The 544-nt window shown below is 52.6% G+C and carries 1 protein-coding gene; it reads right to left on the reverse strand.

Features of this window, described 5'->3' with window-relative positions; genetic code table 11:
• Positions 1 to 544 (reverse strand): IS21 family transposase (istA, locus tag R7Q11_RS28720; RefSeq protein ID WP_225467291.1); only part of this gene is annotated, 544 nt, incomplete at both ends.

A 544-nucleotide genomic window follows, 5' to 3' on the forward strand; every position in this document is an offset into this window, starting at 1 on the left:
CGAGTTTGTCGAACAGTGATTGACGACTCGCGCCATACTGTTTCATCTCACGTTGGTTTAACTCATTCATGAGTTCTCGGATAGCGAGATTCAGCGCCTTGAAGGTATGGAAGGTTTGGTGTCGCAGCCGCATCATGATCCAACGTTCCACTAGGAGCACGGCATTCTCTGCCTTGGCTTTGTCTTTCGGTTTGTAAGGGCGAGCAGGCATCACTGCGGTTTGATAGTGATTGGCCAGTTTCTGATAGCTGTCGTTCAGTCTTGGCTCATAACGATTGGCTTTGGTGACCGCGCTACGCAGATTGTCGGGAACCAAGAGCTGTGGTACTCCACCGAAGTGCTCGAACGCATTGGCATGCGCCTCTAACCAGTAAGACTTTCCTTGGCTGGGGAAGGCTTCCACATAGGTGTAGTTGGACGCGCCTAAGGTCGCGACGAACACTTCCGCTTCACGCACTTCTCCTGTGTCAGGGTTGACCACCTGAAGCCTCGGCCCACAGTAGTCGATAAACAGCTTATCACCCGCAACATGAAGCTGGCGCAT

The organism is Vibrio sp. 970 (genome assembly GCF_033339075.1).